16 protein-coding genes are annotated in these 17688 nt (G+C 62.1%); 8 read left to right on the plus strand and 8 right to left on the minus strand.

All coding sequences use genetic code 11. The annotated features are described in order from the left end of the window. Positions 1-95: 95 nt before the first annotated feature. Positions 96-767, minus strand: coding sequence for an OmpW/AlkL family protein (locus tag JDW18_RS21510; RefSeq protein WP_218241613.1), 672 nt, complete (start codon positions 765-767; stop codon positions 96-98). 34 nt (positions 768-801) lie between these two features. After that, on the minus strand, positions 802-1953 hold the full coding sequence (locus JDW18_RS21515) for an SGNH/GDSL hydrolase family protein (RefSeq protein WP_218244021.1): 1152 nt from the start codon (positions 1951-1953) through the stop codon (positions 802-804). 208 nt (positions 1954-2161) lie between these two features. Here JDW18_RS21515 and JDW18_RS21520 point away from each other — a divergent pair, with 208 nt between their 5' ends. Further along, a complete protein-coding gene (locus JDW18_RS21520) occupies positions 2162-2350 on the plus strand; it encodes a hypothetical protein (protein WP_218241614.1) in 189 nt (62 codons plus the stop codon). Positions 2351-2361: 11 nt separating this feature from the next. Here the strand turns inward: JDW18_RS21520 and dacB are convergent, their stop codons facing one another. Then, positions 2362-3810 carry a D-alanyl-D-alanine carboxypeptidase/D-alanyl-D-alanine endopeptidase gene (dacB, locus tag JDW18_RS21525; protein ID WP_218241615.1) on the minus strand — a complete coding sequence of 483 codons (1449 nt, stop codon included), beginning with the start codon at positions 3808-3810 and terminating at the stop codon, positions 2362-2364. Between the two features lie 192 nt (positions 3811-4002). Between dacB and tsaB the strand changes: the two genes are divergently transcribed. The 4 genes from tsaB (at position 4003) to corA (ending at position 7348) form a co-directional block, all read left to right on the plus strand. Next, positions 4003-4713: a tRNA (adenosine(37)-N6)-threonylcarbamoyltransferase complex dimerization subunit type 1 TsaB gene (gene tsaB / locus JDW18_RS21530; RefSeq protein ID WP_218241616.1), complete on the plus strand. Its 711-nt coding sequence runs from the start codon at positions 4003-4005 to the stop codon at positions 4711-4713. After that, a complete protein-coding gene (gene rimI / locus JDW18_RS21535; RefSeq protein WP_218241617.1) occupies positions 4710-5225 on the plus strand; it encodes a ribosomal protein S18-alanine N-acetyltransferase in 516 nt (171 codons plus the stop codon). The genes tsaB and rimI overlap by 4 nt, the downstream gene beginning before the upstream one ends. Continuing rightward, positions 5216-6148: a uracil-DNA glycosylase family protein gene (locus tag JDW18_RS21540; protein WP_218241618.1), complete on the plus strand. Its 933-nt coding sequence runs from the start codon at positions 5216-5218 to the stop codon at positions 6146-6148. The genes rimI and JDW18_RS21540 overlap by 10 nt, the downstream gene beginning before the upstream one ends. 213 nt (positions 6149-6361) lie before the next feature. Beyond that, complete coding sequence (gene corA / locus JDW18_RS21545) at positions 6362-7348, plus strand: magnesium/cobalt transporter CorA (protein ID WP_218241619.1); 987 nt, start codon at positions 6362-6364, stop codon at positions 7346-7348. Positions 7349-7464: 116 nt separating this feature from the next. Here the strand turns inward: corA and JDW18_RS21550 are convergent, their stop codons facing one another. The 4 genes from JDW18_RS21550 to JDW18_RS21565 all read right to left on the minus strand — a co-directional run bounded on the left by JDW18_RS21550 (position 7465) and on the right by JDW18_RS21565 (position 11805). Beyond that, positions 7465-8220 (minus strand): 5'-methylthioadenosine/adenosylhomocysteine nucleosidase, encoded by a 756-nt coding sequence (locus tag JDW18_RS21550; RefSeq protein ID WP_218241620.1) that lies wholly within the window; start codon positions 8218-8220, stop codon positions 7465-7467. Between the two features lie 93 nt (positions 8221-8313). Next, positions 8314-9111 carry an aspartate dehydrogenase gene (locus tag JDW18_RS21555; RefSeq protein ID WP_218241621.1) on the minus strand — a complete coding sequence of 266 codons (798 nt, stop codon included), beginning with the start codon at positions 9109-9111 and terminating at the stop codon, positions 8314-8316. Between the two features lie 193 nt (positions 9112-9304). Continuing rightward, the gene (locus tag JDW18_RS21560) at positions 9305-10981 is read right to left on the minus strand and encodes a long-chain-fatty-acid--CoA ligase (protein ID WP_218241622.1); all 1677 of its coding nucleotides are present in this window, start codon (positions 10979-10981) and stop codon (positions 9305-9307) included. A gap of 98 nt (positions 10982-11079) precedes the next feature. Then, positions 11080-11805 carry a Crp/Fnr family transcriptional regulator gene (locus JDW18_RS21565; protein ID WP_218241623.1) on the minus strand — a complete coding sequence of 242 codons (726 nt, stop codon included), beginning with the start codon at positions 11803-11805 and terminating at the stop codon, positions 11080-11082. A gap of 187 nt (positions 11806-11992) precedes the next feature. Here JDW18_RS21565 and JDW18_RS21570 point away from each other — a divergent pair, with 187 nt between their 5' ends. The 3 genes from JDW18_RS21570 to JDW18_RS21580 are packed head-to-tail and all read left to right on the plus strand — an operon-like array spanning position 11993 to position 16495. After that, positions 11993-14158, plus strand: coding sequence for a TonB-dependent receptor (locus JDW18_RS21570; RefSeq protein WP_218241624.1), 2166 nt, complete (start codon positions 11993-11995; stop codon positions 14156-14158). Positions 14159-14160: 2 nt separating this feature from the next. Continuing rightward, on the plus strand, positions 14161-15426 hold the full coding sequence (locus JDW18_RS21575; RefSeq protein ID WP_218241625.1) for an MFS transporter: 1266 nt from the start codon (positions 14161-14163) through the stop codon (positions 15424-15426). Then, positions 15416-16495 (plus strand): siderophore-interacting protein, encoded by a 1080-nt coding sequence (locus JDW18_RS21580; RefSeq protein WP_218241626.1) that lies wholly within the window; start codon positions 15416-15418, stop codon positions 16493-16495. Before JDW18_RS21575 ends, JDW18_RS21580 begins: the two co-directional genes overlap by 11 nt. A 105-nt stretch (positions 16496-16600) precedes the next feature. On the opposite strand, the gene fba is transcribed toward JDW18_RS21580, so the two are convergent. Next, on the minus strand, positions 16601-17665 hold the full coding sequence (gene fba / locus JDW18_RS21585; RefSeq protein ID WP_218241627.1) for a class II fructose-bisphosphate aldolase: 1065 nt from the start codon (positions 17663-17665) through the stop codon (positions 16601-16603). Between the last annotated feature and the right edge of the window lie 23 nt (positions 17666-17688).

Consider the following 17688-nt stretch of genomic DNA (forward strand, 5'->3'; position numbering starts at 1 on the left):
TTCAATTTTTCAGGACCAATCTATGGCGAAATCAGGTTTGATTTCGCAAAAAAAATGGCTGGAAACTCCAGCCATTTTTGTTGAGGCAAGAGCTATCAGAAACGATAGCCCACCGCCAGCGCAAACACATTGGGATCCAGCTTGACGTTGATGCTCTGGCCCGAAGACAGATGGATCTTGGTCTTCAAAAAACTCTTGGAGTAGGACGCATCCACAAACCAGCGCTCGTTGAAGTTGTAGACAAAACCCAGCTGCGCCAGGGCGCCAAACTTGTTGTCCACCTTGGCCGTGGTGGGGTTGGCCAGGGTGCCACCCGTCAGGCCGTTGAGCGTGGCGGTGGTCTTCTCATCGTAGAAATAGGCGTAGGTCACACCCAGGCCCACATAGGGTCTGAACGCCGCGTTCGCTTCATTGAAGCGGTACTGCATCATCAAGGTTGCAGGAATGGCCTTGGTACTGCCCAGCTTGCCCACACCTGCAATCGCGCCATCGCCGGTCAGATCATGTTTGAAGGGCGTTGCCAGCGGCACATCCACCGCCAGGTTGTCCGTCAACATATAGGTGATGCCGCCGCCCAGCTGGGTATTGCTTTTGGCATCCACCTTGGTGTTGGGAAACGATGGCGCTGACAGGTTGCCACTGTTCACATCCGGCGCCAGATGGGTCACGCCAACGCGTGCCAGCCAGCTCCCTGCCGACTGCGCACTGGCCAGCTCGCAAGCCGCCAAGGCTGCAGCCGCTGCAATGATCCGCACAGAATTTTTCATGATTTTGTCTCCTTGTTATCAGGTGCGGACGGGATTACAGCCAGCCCTTTTGGGCCAGGGTGCGTGATACCAGTTGGCCCATCTGCTGATAGCCATAGGGCGTGGGATGGAAGTCGTTGGCAAACACATAGTGCTTCCACCAGTCGGCGCTGGTCTCCCCCACCGGGATGGCAGCAGACAGCGCATCGGCAGAGCAGTACTGGATGTTCTCGTTGGCGTTCGCACTCAGCAGGCCGCAGGCGGCCACCGTGGAGTTGGTGAAGTTGTACTGCGCGGGGTTGGAGATCTGCCCTTTGAACTCGGTATAAAAGTCCACTACGGCAATACGGCTCTCAGTGCCTGCGGAATCGCTTAATGCTGCGTTGAAAGCATTGACCCAGCCATCAAGCAAAGCACCTGCCTGTGCGGAAGCGGCGGCACCCTGGTCATTCGCGATCTTGGTCAGCACCTTGGTGAACTTGGGCGTCATCGAGATGGCCGGAATGTTCAGAATCGTCACCCGAGTCGCGCCCTTGCCCAGCAAATTCGTCTGCACGGCAGCTGTCAGCTTCTTGGCCAGAGTCTGCATATACAGCCCGCCCGCCTTGACCAGACCATCACTGCCCTGGGCCAGCAATGCGCCCAGCGTGGCGGCATCAATCTGGGTCAGCAAAAAGGTCTGCAGCGGAACAATGGCCGTGGCCTGCGGCATGCCCGCAGCCACCTTTGCCTGATACGTCAGCACCGCGGTAATCAGATCTGCAGCGTCGTTGGCGCCACCATCAATCAGGATCAGATCATCTGCAGTAACGCCCGCTGCACCAGCGTCCTTGATCTGGTTGTAGATAGACATGGCCGTGGCTGCTGCAGCACCTTGCGGGCTGAACGTTGCCCCGCCAATAGCGTAGTTGGTGCACGAAGCAGTGGCCACCGCCATGGTGGGGCCGTAATGCGGGCACAGCGTGGTGTTGTAGAGCCCGGCGATGCGCTCCGTCCAGACCTGGTAGGGCTTGCCGGTGGTCGGGTCGTTGCCCTGCACCGTGAACTTGAAGCCAAAGGTGCCGCTGTCAGAAAGGCTGTCACCCATGACCTTGACCGAGGTGACCTTGGCCTTGGGTGTGGTGTCTGCCCCACCGCCACCGCCGCAGGCGGCCAGCAGGCCCGCAGTTGCCAATGCAGCCGCCAGAAGTTTGAGTTTGCTTGTCACCATAAAGTCTCCATCATGTTGTAAATAGCACGGTCGTGCTTTTATGGATGACCCCATCGTAGCCACAGTGCTGTGCTTGCACATATCGGGCAACTACCGATAGCGCTGAATTTCGCTGTCGGCGGGACCTTCTGTCGCAGAGTTCTATTTGATGGAGGCGAATGACGCCTGGATACTTCGCGGGGTGCAAACTCAGCCCACGAGAGGCTTGCATGTCCGATTTCGCGCTCAACAAAACGGCTCAGTACCGCCTGCGCGATGGGCTTGCGCCATTGCCACGTCGGTGCTGATGCTGACGGCCTGCAGCACGGGCATGGAACCTGTCACAGAGCCTGCACTGGGCCCACAACAGATACAAGCCGCCCCGGCAGAGCGCGATATCGTGAATGTGGCCTGAATAACAGGCGCTTACTGCGCCGCTGTCCAGTCCACCAGCGCTTCCCAGGCGGTGCGGGCCGCCGCTGCATTGGCATGGTTGGCCATGGCCACCAGCACATAGCGGTGGCCGCTGGCACCATCCACATAACCGGCCAGCGCGGCAGAGTCGCGCAGCGTGCCGGTTTTGAGATGGGCTGCGCCCGCTGATTTGCTGCGGCTGCGGCGCAGCGTGCCATCCACGCCGACGATGGGCATGGAGGCCACAAATTCCGGCATCACGGGTGATACCCAGGCGTTTTGCAGCATCAGCGCCAGGCTGTTGGCGGTGATGCTGGCGTTGCGGCTCAGGCCTGCGCCGTTGTCCACCACGGGCTGCTCTGCCCCGCCCCAGCGGCTTTGCCACCACTGGGCCAGCACCTGGCGCGAGTTGTCGAAATTGGCCACGCCTGTGCGCTGCATGCCCAGCGTCAGAAACACATGCTGGGCCATGATGTTGTTGCTGTATTTGTTGATGTCGCGCACCACTTCAGACAGGGAAGGCGATTCCAGCTGAAACGCAGGTTGCAGGCCCTGCGGCACGCCGCCGTCGCGCACGCGGCCCGTGATCTTGCCGCCCAGATCGCGCCACATGCCTTCGATGGCCTTGGCCGCAAATTGTTCGGGCTGGGCTGGGGCGATGGACCAGCTCTTGTCACCACAGGTGGCCGGGTAGCTGCCCGTAAAGGCAATGCGCTGCGGGTTGGCCATATCCAGGCCCAGCTTGGCACGCCAGTCACCGCAATCGGAATTCGTAGCACTCAGCGGCACCGTTGCCTGGTTTTCCATGCCAGACATCGGTGGATCGTACTGAATACGGGCGATACCAGCTCCCGTATCAGGAGCAATATTCAGCGCCACGGCCTTGTAGTTGATGAGCAGCGCATCGGGCGATGCGTTGTAGGGCCGCCATGGCTCGTTGTCAAAACCGGCCGCATCATGCGCGGGCAGCTGGAAGGCGCTGCGATCCAGCACGATATCGCCCAAGATGACTTTTACGCCCATGCCCTGCAGGCGGCGCAGCATCAGCCACAGGCGCTCCAGCACCAGCTTGGGGTCGCCCTGGCCCTGAATGTAGAGGTTGCCGCGCAGCGCGCCCTCCACCACCGGGCCGCCCAGGTACACAGGCGTGCGCCACACGTAGGCCGGGCCCAGTTGGTCGAGCGCCGCATAGGTGGTGACCAGTTTCATGACCGAAGCGGGGTTCATAGGCTGGTGCGTGCGCCAGGCCAGGCGCGGGGCCGATTTGCCATCCACATCCATCACCATCAGCGACACGGCTTCGCGCGGAATCTTGGCGCGCTGCAGGGCTGACTCCACAGCAGCGGGGATGCGGGCATCAGCCTGCGGGCTCTGCGCCTGCGCCGAAGTGGCCAGCAGCGCCAGCAAAGGGGCGCACAGCGCGGTCAGGGTCTTGCGAAGAATGGTCGGGGTCTGCAGCATGGTGCGCAAGTCTACGCCGAGCGTCGCCACGCCGGGCGTCGCTACAGCAACTGGGGCTGTGACTTGCGATGCCGGGCATTGGCAGCGCCAGCGGCAAGGCAACGGCGCTCATCCGATAATGTCAGCCTTGCCCCTGCCCGCCAGTGCAGCACGAATAGCGCTCCAGCCCCTTGCGGCTGACGCCCGCCGAACATGAATCTCCTAGCCCTCGACACCAGTACCGATACCCTGTTTGTAGCCGTCCAGCGCGGCGATGCCGTCTGGCAGTACAGCGGCCCGGGCGCGCAGCAGTCGTCGGCCCAGTTGCTGCCCGCCATCCGCCAGCTCATGCAGGATGCAGGTCTTGCGTTCAGGCAGCTCGATGCCATTGCCTTTGGCCGAGGCCCCGGCTCCTTCACCGGTCTGCGTACGGCCTGCGCCATCACGCAAGGTCTGGCTTTTGCCGCCAAGGTGCCAGTGCTGCCTGTGGATTCGCTGCTCACCGTGGCCGAAGAGGCCCGCCACCTGCATGGCTGCACCGAACTGCAAGCCGTGCTGGATGCCCGCATGAACGAGGTTTATCACGCGCCATTTCGCTATGTGGATGGTCAGTGGATCGAACCCGAAGATTTTGGCCTGTGCGCCCCTGAAGCCATGCAAGTGGCAGCGGGCCTGACCGTGGCTGGCAACGCCCAGCATGTTTACCCCGAACTGCTGGCCCCCGCCGCCACACATGTCCACGCCCTGCCCACTGCGACCGCCATGCTGCGCCTGGCCCCGGCCCTGTTGGCAAAAGGCTGCGCCGTGCCTGCCGAGCAGGCCCTGCCCCGTTACATCCGCGATAAAGTGGCAAAAACCACGGCCGAACGCGAAAGCGAAAAAGCTGCGGCCGCACACGCTGAAAAAAACCAAGTCGCGCAATGACACCACCCAGCAGCCCGGACCTGCCCACCGCTGAAGCCATCACAGACGACGCCGCCTCCCTCGTACATTTCGAGCCGCTGTCTGCACTGTGGCTGGACACCTTGCTCCCGATTGAAGAGCAAGCCTATCCCCACCCATGGACGCGCGGCAACTTTCAGGATGCGATGGTGGCAGGCTACGAGACGCAGTTGCTGGTCGATGCCAACCATCAGTTGCTGGGCTACTTTGTCGCCATGTCGGTGCTGGACGAAGTGCACCTGCTGAACATCACCGTCAACCCCGCTTTTCAGCGCCAGGGCTGGGCGCGCGTGCTGCTGGATGCACTGGCACTGTGGTCACGCCAGAAAGATGCCCAGTGGATCTGGCTGGAAGTGCGCGACAGCAATGCGCGGGCGCGTGAGGTTTACCTCAAGCACGGCTTTGCCGAAGTGGGCCTGCGCAAGAACTATTACCCCAACCCCAACGGCCCGCGTGAGAACGCCGTGCTCATGAGTCTCAAACTATGGCCCTGAATCTGGACGCCCGCCAGCGGGCCATGCTGGAAGCCATGGGCATCACCGTCTGGCTGCCCGAATCTGCTGAAACCGCGACAGACACTGCCGTGGCCGTGGAAGCGCCGCGCATGGCTGCAGTGGAAGCCGTACCCACCGCGCCTGTTGCGCCTGTTGCACCGGCTTTGCCTTCCACACCAGTAGCCGCGCCCATTCCAGCCACCATCCCAGCTCCCGCGCCTCAGGTTTCGGCTCCTGCTGCGGCAACACCCGCCCCGGTCCCCTCGGCCCCCTCGGCCCCTGTGGCTCCGTCGCGGGCCGCCCCCATTCTTTCCAGCCACAGTGGCGAGCCGCATCACTTTGTGCAGCAACCCGCCGCTGGCCCTGCGGGCGAGCCGGGTCTGGGCTGGACCATCAGCCCCGCTCAGCTGGTCTATCCGCACGCGCCCCAGCATGTGCAATCTGCGCAGCAAGGCGGCTGGCTGATTCTGATGGAGCCTCCGGCCAACCCGGCCCTGCTCAGCCCTGCACAAAAACCCAGCGCAGACAGTGCGCAGACCGCGCTGCAAGGCGATGCCGCACGGCTTCTGGACAATATGCTGCGCGCCCTGCAGTTGCAGGAAAAGCCACGCGTCTTCAGTGCTGCGTTGCACCGCGCGCCACCCGATACGGACCTGACCCACGCCCAGCCGCTGCAGCCCGCACTGGAAGCCGTGCTGCGCGAGCTGCGCCCCGACTGCGTGCTGGTGCTGGGCCTGGCCAGCGCCCGCGCCGTGCTGGGCCGCCACGATGCGCTGGGCCGCCTGCGGGCAGAGCCACACCACATTGCCGGCGTGCCCACGGTCGTTACCTACGACCCCAACTACCTGCTGCGCGCACCGCAGGCCAAGGCGGGAGCCTGGGCCGATCTGGTGCAGGCGCAGGGCTTTACAAAGCCCGTATGACAGGGAAAAGACAAGCCCTGCTTACCCACTCCCCCATGTAGGCTGCGCGCGACATGCTGCAGTGCAACGTTGCATAATCATTGGCTTCGATCAACTGAAAGACATCTGTGGACAACTATCCCAGTTGGTAGCTTTCAGCTCCCGGTTCGCATGTATGGGGGTTGAAAGCGCCCCGATCCCTGCAGAAACTCAAGAACAACCGGGAGTGAGCTGATGCTCAACATCTTTACGCTGGCCAATGGCCGCCTCGTTCAAGAAGAAATCGAGTCCCTGGAAGACCTCGAACGCTTTCGCCCCATCTGGGTCGATCTGGAATCGCCCACGGTCGAAGAAAAGCGCTGGATCAAGCAACACTACGAACTGTCCATCCCCGAAGACGCGATGGACGACGACATCGAGGAGTCGGCCCGCTTCTACGAAGAAGACAACGGCGAGTTGCACATCCGCAGCGACTTCTTGATTGACGATGTCGAGGACCCGCGCTCGGTGCGCGTGGCCTTTATCCTGAACGAACACAACCAGAATCTGCGCAGCTGCGGCGTGCTGTTCTCCATCCACGATGAAGACGTGCCCGTGTTTCGCCTGCTGCGCATGCGCGCCCGCCGTGCGCCAGGGCTGATCGATGAAGCCAAGGACGTGCTGCTCAAGCTGTTTGACGCGGATGCCGAATACTCGGCCGACACGCTGGAGCGCATCTACGACGATCTGGAAAAAGCCAGCAAGATGGTGCTGTCCGGCGATGTGACCGACGACAAGGCCAAGGAAGTGCTGGGCGCCATTGCCCGCCAGGAAGACTTGAACGGCCGCATCCGCCGCAACGTCATGGACACGCGCCGCGCCGTCAGCTTCATGATGCGCTCCAAGATGCTCAACGCCGAACAGTTCGAAGAATCACGCCAGATTCTGCGTGACATCGAATCGCTGGACAGCCACACCGCCTTCCTGTTCGACAAGATCAACTTCTTGATGGACGCCACCGTCGGTTTCATCAACATCAACCAGAACAAGATCATCAAGATCTTCTCGGTGGCCAGCGTCGCCCTGCTGCCGCCTACGCTGATCGCCAGCGTGTACGGCATGAACTTCAAGTTCATGCCCGAGCTGAACTGGGAATACGGCTATATGTATGTGATTGGCCTGATGGTGGCCAGCGCCGTCGGACCCATGCTTTATTTCCGCAAGCGCGGGTGGTTGAAGTAGAGGCTCCCCCTGAGGCGCTTCGCGCCTTCCCCCTCTCTCGCTACGCGGGAGGGGGACGACAACTTCGCTGCGCGGCGGCGCTTGCTCGTTGTCTCTGATGGGGTGCTGTGGCGGTTTTAAGCGGCGATGCGCTTGCACAGGTCTTCGATCACGGCCTGGGCGTAATGGCTGGCGATGCTTTGCACAAACTTCGGGAAGTCCACATGGGCGTAGTCATCGGCGCGGTCCGAGATGCTGCGCATGGCGGCGAAGGGCAGGCCGTAGTCGGCGCAGACCTGGGCAATGGCCGCGCCTTCCATTTCCACTGCCAGCGGCTGCAGACCGGCTTGTTCCAACCCCTGGCGCAGTTGCAGCGATTCATCGGCACCTGAGACAAAACGATCACCGCTGACAATCAGGCCTTCGTGCATGTGCGGCGCGGGCAAGCCCAGTGTTGCCGTCCATTCCGCAGCCTGATGGCGCACGCAGTGCTGTACGGCCTGAGCCAGCTTGTCAGTCAATGCCGGATCACATGCAAAGCGCTGGCGACCATAGCCGGGCACTTCGTAGCGCGGGAACAGGGGCGATGCATCCATATCGTGCTGCACATAGTCACGCGCCACCACCACGTCGCCCACATGCACATCACTGCCCAGACCACCGGCCACACCGGTGAAGACCATGGCCTGCGCGCCAAAGCGCTCAATCAGCGCCACGGCCGTAGTGGCTGCAGCCACCTTGCCAATGCCAGAGAGCACGCAGACCACCTCTGTGCCATGCAGTTTTCCGCGCCAGAACGTACGCCCTGCATGCGCTATCTGCTGCATATCTTGTAGCAAGTGAACCAGCCCGTCCTGCTCGTCGGCAAGGGCACTGAGAATGGCAATCGGCATCATGAAACTTCGGTCAAACAAAACAAAAGCGGCTTGCAAGCCGCTGTTCTGATTGTGCCCCATGGGCCTGACCTGCCAGCGGCAGCAAAGACCTCAGATGCTCAGCGGCGCTGCCTTGTTCAGCACCGCCCTCACCACACTGAACACCGTCAGTGCCGATGTTTTGGGGTTGGCCGCCAGTGGCTTGCCGCGCAGGGTCAGCTCCATCTGACCAAAGCTGCCACTGGCCTGCACCTGATGCACGTTCTCCGTCACCGCCGGGTCGGCCCACAGCTGCACACGGGTGCGATCCAGACCCAGCCCGGCGATGGAGAGCGTGGCGGCAACGTTGGCATTTCTGGGGTAGCGCTGCGCCGCTTCGCGTGCAGAGCCGTCAAAGATGCAAAAGGCCTCGCTCAGCGATTTCAGGTCACAGAGCTGCTCAGCCGGTGTGCCTATCCATGCCTGCGGCGGCTTGCGCCCTGTATAGCTCACGGCATCTAGCCCCCCGATGCGCGCTGCGGCCAGCGCGTCGATGCCGCCCATCGCACCGGGCAGCAGTTGCAGCTGGGTGCCACCTGCCAGCGCAGCGGCCTCCAGCTGTTCGGCCATGCCTGGCTCGCTCAATGCGCCCACCGAAGTCACCAGTGCGGAAATGCCGCGCGACAGCGCAGGGGCGACATGCTGGGCCAGTGCTGCGTGAGCTGCACATTCCACCAGCAGATCAGGCTTTGCCTGCGCTGGCAGCGCCGTCAGCAGCTGCGCCTGCGGCGCCAGGCGCTGAACCAGTTCAAGACGCTGGGGTGTGACCTGGGAAACCAGCACCCAGCCCACCTGCAGCCGTGTTTCGCTTCTGAGCAAATCCAGCACGCCGGTGCCTATGGCCCCCAGCCCGATCACGGCAATCTTCATCGTCTTCACCTCTTGCAAACCTGCACTCACGTTGTGCAGAAGTATCGACCGGATTGCACCTGCAGCGAAGGTTCAGGCCAGCTTGCTTTCATATTCAGAGCAGCCAGCGCAAGACCTGCTTTGGCTTCAGCCCTGTTTTCCATAAAAAAGGGCGCCGAAGCGCCCGTCAATTGCCTTGGAGAGCAAGATGAAATCACGCGTCGCGCAGTTCTCTGCGCAGAATCTTGCCCACGGGCGTCTTGGGCAGTTCGGTGCGGAAAACGATGTGGCGTGGGCGCTTGTAGCCCGTCAGGTTGGCGTGGCAATAGTCGCGCACGGCCTGCTCGGTCAGCGCCGGGTCTTTCTTCACCACAATGAGTTTGATGGCCTCGCCGGACTTTTCATCGGGCACGCCCACCACCGCGCATTCCAACACGCCGGGGCAGTTGGAAACCACGTCTTCCACCTCATTGGGATAGACGTTGAAGCCGCTGACGATGACCATGTCCTTTTTGCGGTCCACGATCTTGACGTAGCCGCGCTCGTCCATGGTGCCGATATCGCCGGTCAGAAAATAACCGTCGGCCGTCATGACCTTGGCGGTTTCGTCGGGGCGCTGCCAGTAGCCAGCCATGACCTGCGGACCCAGCACCGCAACTTCGCCGGGCTGACCCAGCTCCGTCACATCCTGGCCGTCGCCGCCAATCAGCTTCACATAGGTGCTGGGCAGGGGCACGCCAATCGTGCCGGAATACGCCGTGGTCGTTACGGGGTTGCAGGTGACTGAAGGGCTGGTTTCCGAGAGACCGTAGCCTTCGCAAATCGGGCAACCAGTCTTCTTGAGCCACAGCTCAGCCACCGCACTTTGCACCGCCATGCCGCCGCCGACCGAGACTTTGAGATGGCTCCAGTCCACGGTATTGAAGTCGGGGTGATTGGCCAGTCCATTGAACAGCGTGTTCACCGCAGGCAGACTGTGGAAACGGTGCTTTGACAGCTCCTTGAGCGTGGCCTTGAGGTCACGCGGATTGGGGATCAGCACGGTTTTGCCGCCGGTGCGCATGCTCAGCATCATGTTCACCGTGAAAGCGAAGATGTGATACAGCGGCAGCGCGCAGATGCTGGTGGGCTGCTCACCCGCAGGCACCTTGCTCATGGCGGGCTCGTTCCAGGCCTCGGACTGCAGCACATTGGCAATGATGTTCTTGTGCAGCAGCACCGCGCCCTTGCTCACGCCCGTGGTGCCGCCCGTGTACTGCAGCAGGGCCATGTCGTCAGGCTTGATGACAGGCGCGGCAAACGCTGCACTGCGCCCCTTGGACAGGGCTTCATGGAAGCGCACCGCACCAGGCAGGCTGAAAGCGGGCACCATCTTCTTGATGGAGCGCACCACAAAGTTGACGATCGCGCCCTTGACCAGACCCAGCTCATCCCCCATGGCGCACAGCACGATGTGCTGCACGGCGCTGCCATGCATGCCGTCCTGCAGCGTCTTGGCAAAGTTCTCGATGATGACGATGGCCTTGGCACCAGAGTCCTTGAGCTGGTGCTCCAACTCGCGTGCGGTGTACAGCGGGTTGACGTTGACCACCACAAAGCCCGCGCGCAGCACCCCGGCCACGGCAACCGGGTACTGGGGCACATTGGGCATCATCAGCGCCACGCGATCGCCGCGCTGCAGGCCCAGGCTTTGCAGATAGGCGGCGAAGACCTTGCTCTGTGCATCGACCTGCGCAAAGGTCAGCTCCTTGCCCATGAAGGAATAGGCAACCTTGCTGGCGTGCCTGGCAAACGCCTCCTCCATCAGCGCAACCAGGGATGGGTACTGCGATGGATCGATATCTGTAGGAACTCCCTCTGGATAGGCGCTGAGCCAAGGACGGTCACTCATTCTTTTCGTCTCCATGTTCTTATGGTCTGATCGAATCATTCTCATAAAAAGCACGATCGTTCGATACTGTGATAACCCTAGGGCAAGTCTCTAGACGCCTAAGCGACAGACGACATTTCCAGCACCCCGCTGAAGCTGCGCAAGCCCTGTAAATCCACCAGTTGCACGCTGCGGTAGCCCACCGCGATCAGGCCTGCGCGGTGAAGCTGGCTCAGCGCTTCGCTGAGCCGCGAGCGTGAGACGTTGCAGTAATCCGCCAGCTCGCTTTGCGGCACATTGAGCCAGTGGCCTCGCTCCGAAGGAAAGTTCAGCGGCGTGATCAGCGCCCCCAGGCAGCGGGCCACACGCGCCACGGTGCCACTGTGCTGCTGGGCCGTTATCAGGTTCATCAGCTGCAGATTGCGCTCGGCCAGCAGTTGCAGCAAAAAGCTCTGAAAACTGGGCACCTGCGCTGCCAGCTGCTTGAAGACTGCTCCCGGCAGTTGCACCACGGTCAGGTCGTGCAGTGCCACCGCGTCACAGCTGTAGCGCACGCTGCGCAGCAACTCCATCTCGCCAATCCAGCTGCCCGCCACACTGCACAGCGTGACAGCGCGACCATCTTCCAGCTGCACGCACAGCTTGGCCGCCCCGCCCAGCACGCCCATCCAGTGCAAGGCGGGGTCGCCCTGGCGCCAGATCGTCTGCCCCGCCTCCAGGTGGCGCACCTGCAGTGATGGCAACACCAGCTCTTGCATGAGATCAGCTGGCACATGGCCAGCCCAGATGCACTCGCGCCACCGCTCCAGCATCTGTTCTTTGGAGTAATGCGTCGTTGCAATCATGCCAATTGTTCTCAAAAGAAAAGAATTCTCATTTGCATTTAAATAGATTGGCCGTGTTTTAGCACATTCCTGCTCACCCCAGGCCAGCCGCGCCATGCCTCTTCTCTATCCATCCCCGACTTCTTCCTCTGTGCAAACCGGCACCCCGATGCGCCTGCTGCCTATCAGCCTTGCTGCCATGCTTTTGATGCATTTTCATGCTCAAGCCAATACGGAAATTGCGCAAGCAGCTCCCGAATCAATAGCAGAAGCAGAGCTGGCCACGCAAACTGTCAGCAGCTCGCGGCTGGCACAGAACCGTGGTGAGCTCACCTCCACCGTCCAGATCATCGACAGTGCGGAGCTGCAGACGCAGATGCAGGCCGGGCTGAATCTGAAGGAAGCGCTGGGCCATCTGGTGCCGGGCATCGACCTGGGCAACCAGGGGCGCAGTGCCTTCGGTCAAAACCTGCGTGGCCGCCCCATGCTGGTGATGATTGATGGCGTCTCCCTCAACTCCTCTCGCGCCACGGCGCGGCAGCTGGATTCCATCGACGCTTTCCACATCGAGCGCATTGAGGTGCTTTCCGGCGCCAGCGCCCTGTATGGCGGCGGCGCCACGGGCGGCATTGTGAACATCATCACCAAGAAGGCCGGAGACAGCCCCACGCGCTACAGCAGCGAAGTGGGGCTGACCAGCGGCTTTGCAGGCAGCGGAGACCATCAGTGGCGACTGGCCCAGTCGATTGCGGGCGGCAACGAAACCGTGCAGGGGCGGCTGGGCATTGCGGTGCAGGATGCCGGTGATTTCTATGACGCCAAGGGCAACAAGGTTCGCACCGATATCACCCAGACCGATCTGCAGAACACGCGCAGCATGGATGTGCTGGGCAATCTGCAATTCAAGCTGGGCGCGCAGCAGCACCTGAGCCTGACGGGCCAGTACTACCGCAACAAGTTCGACGGCGGCAGTTATCTGTACGCCGGGCCCAATCTGGCGGGTATTTTTGGCCGCCCTGAGCTGCTGGAGCAGCGCAAGGGTTTCCAGAGCGATGTCATGCCCATGACCGAGCGCTTCATGCTCAACGCCGACTACAGCGCGGGCAATGTGCTGGGCGGGCAGGACCTGTATCTGCAGGCCTTCTACCGCAAGGAAAACCTGGACTTCGCGCCCTATCCCGGTTCCTATATCTCGGCCACCCATCAGAACACCGATGTCTTTGGCTTCAAGGCCGCCTTGTCCAAACAGTTTGGCGACCTCAATCTGCGCTACGGGCTGGACTGGGATGACGAGCGTTTTGACTCCAGCCAGACCATTTTTGACCGCAATCTGGGCCTGGCCTCGGGCGGCATGGTCAACAAGGCTTTTGCCGAAACAGGGCGCTACCCCGACTATCGCGTGCGCAGCGCCGCATTGTTTGCCCAGGGCGAGTGGAAGCTCAACGAGCGCACCACGCTCAATGCGGGCCTGCGCCACCAGCGCATGCGCCTGAGCGTGGACGATTTTGTCTCGGCCACCCAGCAGGTCATGCCGCTGTACGGTCAGGGCAAGACGGCCGACGCCGTGCCGGGCGGAGGGAATAGCTACAACGTCAGCCTGTTCAATCTGGGGCTGAACTTCAAACCCGCCAAGGGACATGACAGCTGGGTCAGCTATTCCGAAGGTTTCGAGCTGCCCGACCCCGCCAAGTACTACGGCCAGGGGCAATATGTGCTCAATGGCACTCACTGGCAGCTGGTGCGCGGCGTAAGCCCCTCCAGCTCGCCACTGCAAGGCATCAAGACTCGCCAGGTAGAGCTGGGCTGGCGCGGCAATATGGGCCCGCTGAAGGCGCAGAGTGCCGTGTTCTATGCATGGTCTGACAAGAACATGCTGCTGTCGCCCGGGACACTGGTCATTGATGTGGTGGACGACAAACGCCGCAACTTCGGCTGGGAAGGGGCACTGGACTATCAGGTCAACAACCAGTGGACCGTGGGTGGCAGCTGGCTGTGGATTCGCTCTGAAAACAAGAGCAACAACCAGTGGCAGCGCCAGAGCATCATGACGGCCAGCCCCTCCAAGCTGACAGCACATGCCACATGGCGCTATCAGAACTGGAACACCCGCCTGCAGGCCACGCATATGGCATCGCTCAAGGACTCCGCCGGCCAGCGCATGAAGGGCTACACCACGCTGGACCTGATGAGCACGGTGAAGCTGCCCGTAGGCCAGTTGCAGCTGGGCGTGCAGAACCTGCTGGACAAGCAGTACCTGAGCACCTGGTCCCAGCGCGCCATGGCCTTGTATGCCGTGCCGCCTGTCTCGCGTGACACCTTTGCCTTCTATGGCCGGGGCCGCACGCTCAGCGTGACTTACCGCGTGGACTATTGAGCATGGCAGAAGTCACACTGAGCGCCGAGCCATCTGCCTCCGGCGCAGCAGCAGGCCGCCAGCGCTGGGCGCTGGTGGCCGCGCTGTATCTGGCGCAGAGCATTCCGTCCTATCTGCTCATCATGGCAGTGCCCGCAGCGCTGCGCTCTCTGGGGCTGGGGCTGGACAAGGTCGGCATGCTGTCGGTGCTGATGCTGCCGCTGATTCTCAAATTCCTCTGGGCACCCCTGGTGGACCGCACCCGCTTTGGCCGTCTGGGCCATCGCCGGGGCTGGGTCGTCATCACGCAGCTGTGCACCAGCGCAGGCATTGCGCTACTGGCGTTCAGCGACCCCGGCCACATCACCGCCGTGCTGCTGGCGGGCATGCTGATTGCCCTGTCGATTGCCACACAGGACATTGCCACCGACGGCTATGCCACGCGCCTGCTGCGCCCCAGCGAACGCGCCACAGGCAACGGCATTCAGGCCGGTGCCGTTGCCGTGGGCGTGCTGCTGGGCGGCACGCTGTCCATGTGGCTGTTCGAGCGCTGGGGCTGGTCCGCCACCTTGCTGCTGATGGCCAGCCTGTCTCTGCTGCCACTGGCCGCACTGCCCTGGATGCGCGAAAGCCCTGTGAGCACGCTTGAGGTGCAAGAGCGCGCCTCTCTGCGCAGATTCTTTCAGCGCCCCGGCGCCTGGAGCATTCTGGGCCTGGCACTGGTGTACCGCGCCAGCGAGGGCATGGTGCGCACCATGGAGAGCAGCTACCTGATGCACAACGGCCTGCGCCTGTCCGAAGCCGGAGGCCTGCTGGGCAGCTCTGCCACGGTTGCAGGGCTGATAGGCAGCATCCTGGGCGCCAGATGGCTGATGCGCAGCACCCCCGACAAAGTGCTTTTGAGCCTAAGCGGGATGCGGGTAGCCTGCTATCTTCTTTTTGGAATCCACGCACTGGGCATGCTGGCCATGCTCGGCCCCATGGCTCACACGCCCATGCTAGGCTTTCTGGCCATGTCGCTGAGCATGCTGCGCTATATGGAAATGGTGGGCCTGTACGCCTTGTTCATGGAAGCCGCTTCGCCCAGGCAACCCGGCACAGACTTCAGCGTACTGGTCTGCGCAGAACTGCTGAGCTACATGCTCAGCGCCATGGCGGGGGGCTATATCGCCAAGCAACTGGGCTTTGCCGCCATGTTCGGTGTAGCCACAGCACTGGCACTGCTGTCCTGGTGGGCGGCCCGCGCACTGCTTGCGCGCTACCGCAAGGTGCTCTCTCATGACCGCTGAGACACCCGCTTCTGCCCGCGCCACACTGCACATGCCGCTGGCCCCGGCTTACCTGCAATGGCTGATGGAGCACTTGCAGCAAGAAGGCGTACAGGTCACAGCAGGGAGCGCAGCCGGCAGTCACCGGCTGATGATGGATAGCGTGGGCACGCTGGAGCTGAACACCCGCGCAGATGAGATGCTGGAATGCGAAGTCTGGCCCGTGGACGCACCCATGCTGGCCTTGATCAAGATGTCGCTGCTGGAGCACGCGCAGGAATTCTTGAGCGAGCAGCAGCAAGACCCCCAGCGCATCTCTATCGTCTGGAGCGATGCAGACGGCGACGATGCGCTGGCCCGCCCCGGCTTTCAGCGCCTGCGGGTGCTGCAGCGCACCGACATCACGGCGCGCATGCGGCGCTTTCGACTGCAGGCAGAGCACCTGCCCAGCTTGATTGACGGCGACGGTCTTCACCTGCGCCTGCTGCTGCCTGCGCCCGGCCAGCCAGCCCTGTGGCCCACCATGGGCAGCGAAGGCCGACTGCAATACCCCGAATCCGCACCACCGCTGCCGCAGCGCATCTACACCATCGTCCACAGCCATGTGCAGGAAGGCTGGATAGAGATCGACATGCTGCGCCATGGCCATGCCACATCAGCCGCCGATGCACCGGGCAGCCACTGGGCAGACATGGCGCAGCCCGGCGACGAGGTGGGAGCCATCACCCCGGCTGGTGGTCGCCTGCACAGCGCATCGCGCATGGTGCTGGTGGCAGACAACTGCGCCCTGCCTGCGCTTGCCAGGCAGCTGCAGAATCTGGCACCCGATGCGCAGGTTCAGGTGATTGCCATGGTGGAAGATGCCGCAGAAATCCGCAGCCTGCCACTGCCCGAAGACCACAAGCTACGCTGGCTGGTCGCCCCCTCACCTCAGATGCTGCTGCAAACCATGGAGCGGCTGCGGTGGCAGGGCAATCCGCCCGAACGGCTCTGGGCCGCCTGCGGTGATGCCCATGCCAAGGCCTTGCGCCACTGGGTGCGAGAGCAACAGCCGCAGCTGCGCTCGCAGATCAGCAGTTACTGGCGCTAAGGCCAAGGCCACAAAAAAGCCCGCAGGGCAAACCTTGCGGGCTTTGATTGTTTTGAGCCTCAGGCGCTTTACAGAAAAGCGCCAGCAGCTATCAAAACAGAAGTATTACTTGACCAGCTGGGCCAGATCGCCAGCGGAGTACTTCTTGGCCATTTGATCCAGGCTGTAGCCCTTGATCTTGCCCCCCTGGCCTTCGCAGCCGAACTCGATGTAGCGAGCCTTGCAGACCAGCTTGGCGGCTTCGCGGGCAGGCTTGAGCCATTCGCGGGCATCGAACTTGTCGGGGTTCTCGGCCATGAACTTGCGCACGGCGCCCGTCATTGCCAGGCGGATGTCGGTGTCGATGTTGATCTTGCGCACGCCGAACTTGATGGCTTCCTGGATTTCTTCCACGGGCACGCCGTAGGTTTCCTTCATCTTGCCGCCGTACTGGTTGATGATGGCCAGCAGTTCCTGGGGCACGGAAGAAGAGCCGTGCATCACCAGGTGGGTGTTGGGGATGCGGGCGTGGATTTCCTTGACGCGGCTGATCGCCAGAATGTCGCCTGTAGGCTTGCGGCTGAACTTGTAGGCGCCGTGGCTGGTACCAATGGCGATGGCCAGAGCATCCAGCTGGGTGGCCTTCACGAACACGGCAGCTTCTTCGGGGTCGGTCAGCATCTGGCTGTGGTCCAGCTTGCCTTCAGCGCCAATGCCGTCTTCTTCACCGGCTTCGCCAGTTTCCAGATTGCCCAAGCAGCCCAGTTCGCCTTCGACGGTGGCACCAATCTTGTGGGCCATGGCCACCACTTGCTGGGTCACGTCCACGTTGTAGTCGAAGGACGAAGGGGTCTTGCCGTCGCTCATCAGCGAGCCGTCCATCATCACCGAGCCAAAGCCCAGGTTCAGTGCGCCCTGGCAGATATCGGGGGTCGTACCGTGATCCTGGTGCATCACCAGAGGGATGTGGGGGTACTGCTCGGCAGCGGCTTGAATCAGGTGCTTGATGAAGGGCTCACCGGCGTACTTGCGGGCGCCAGCGCTGGCCTGCAGGATCACGGGTGCGCCGACTTCGTCAGCTGCCGACATCACGGCCTGCACCTGTTCCAGGTTGTTCACGTTGAAGGCGGGGATGCCATAGCCGTTTTCAGCAGCATGGTCCAGCATTTCGCGCATCGAGATCAAAGGCATGGTGGGTTCCGTTCAAAGTTTTT

Source organism: Comamonas fluminis (assembly GCF_019186805.1).
Classification (GTDB): domain Bacteria; phylum Pseudomonadota; class Gammaproteobacteria; order Burkholderiales; family Burkholderiaceae_C; genus Comamonas; species Comamonas fluminis.

Bases quoted from the DNA above. Each gene is read 5' to 3' on its own strand.
- JDW18_RS21510 (WP_218241613.1), bottom strand. From the start codon at position 767: ATGAAAAATTCTGTGCGGATCATTGCAGCGGCTGCAGCCTTGGCGGCT.
- dacB (WP_218241615.1), bottom strand. From the start codon at position 3,810: ATGCTGCAGACCCCGACCATTCTTCGCAAGACCCTGACCGCGCTGTGC.
- tsaB (WP_218241616.1), top strand. From the start codon at position 4,003: ATGAATCTCCTAGCCCTCGACACCAGTACCGATACCCTGTTTGTAGCC.
- rimI (WP_218241617.1), top strand. From the start codon at position 4,710: ATGACACCACCCAGCAGCCCGGACCTGCCCACCGCTGAAGCCATCACA.
- JDW18_RS21540 (WP_218241618.1), top strand. From the start codon at position 5,216: ATGGCCCTGAATCTGGACGCCCGCCAGCGGGCCATGCTGGAAGCCATG.
- corA (WP_218241619.1), top strand. From the start codon at position 6,362: ATGCTCAACATCTTTACGCTGGCCAATGGCCGCCTCGTTCAAGAAGAA.
- JDW18_RS21550 (WP_218241620.1), bottom strand. From the start codon at position 8,220: ATGCCGATTGCCATTCTCAGTGCCCTTGCCGACGAGCAGGACGGGCTG.
- JDW18_RS21555 (WP_218241621.1), bottom strand. From the start codon at position 9,111: ATGAAGATTGCCGTGATCGGGCTGGGGGCCATAGGCACCGGCGTGCTG.
- JDW18_RS21560 (WP_218241622.1), bottom strand. From the start codon at position 10,981: ATGAGTGACCGTCCTTGGCTCAGCGCCTATCCAGAGGGAGTTCCTACA.
- JDW18_RS21565 (WP_218241623.1), bottom strand. From the start codon at position 11,805: ATGATTGCAACGACGCATTACTCCAAAGAACAGATGCTGGAGCGGTGG.
- JDW18_RS21570 (WP_218241624.1), top strand. From the start codon at position 11,993: ATGCATTTTCATGCTCAAGCCAATACGGAAATTGCGCAAGCAGCTCCC.
- JDW18_RS21575 (WP_218241625.1), top strand. From the start codon at position 14,161: ATGGCAGAAGTCACACTGAGCGCCGAGCCATCTGCCTCCGGCGCAGCA.
- JDW18_RS21580 (WP_218241626.1), top strand. From the start codon at position 15,416: ATGACCGCTGAGACACCCGCTTCTGCCCGCGCCACACTGCACATGCCG.
- fba (WP_218241627.1), bottom strand. From the start codon at position 17,665: ATGCCTTTGATCTCGATGCGCGAAATGCTGGACCATGCTGCTGAAAAC.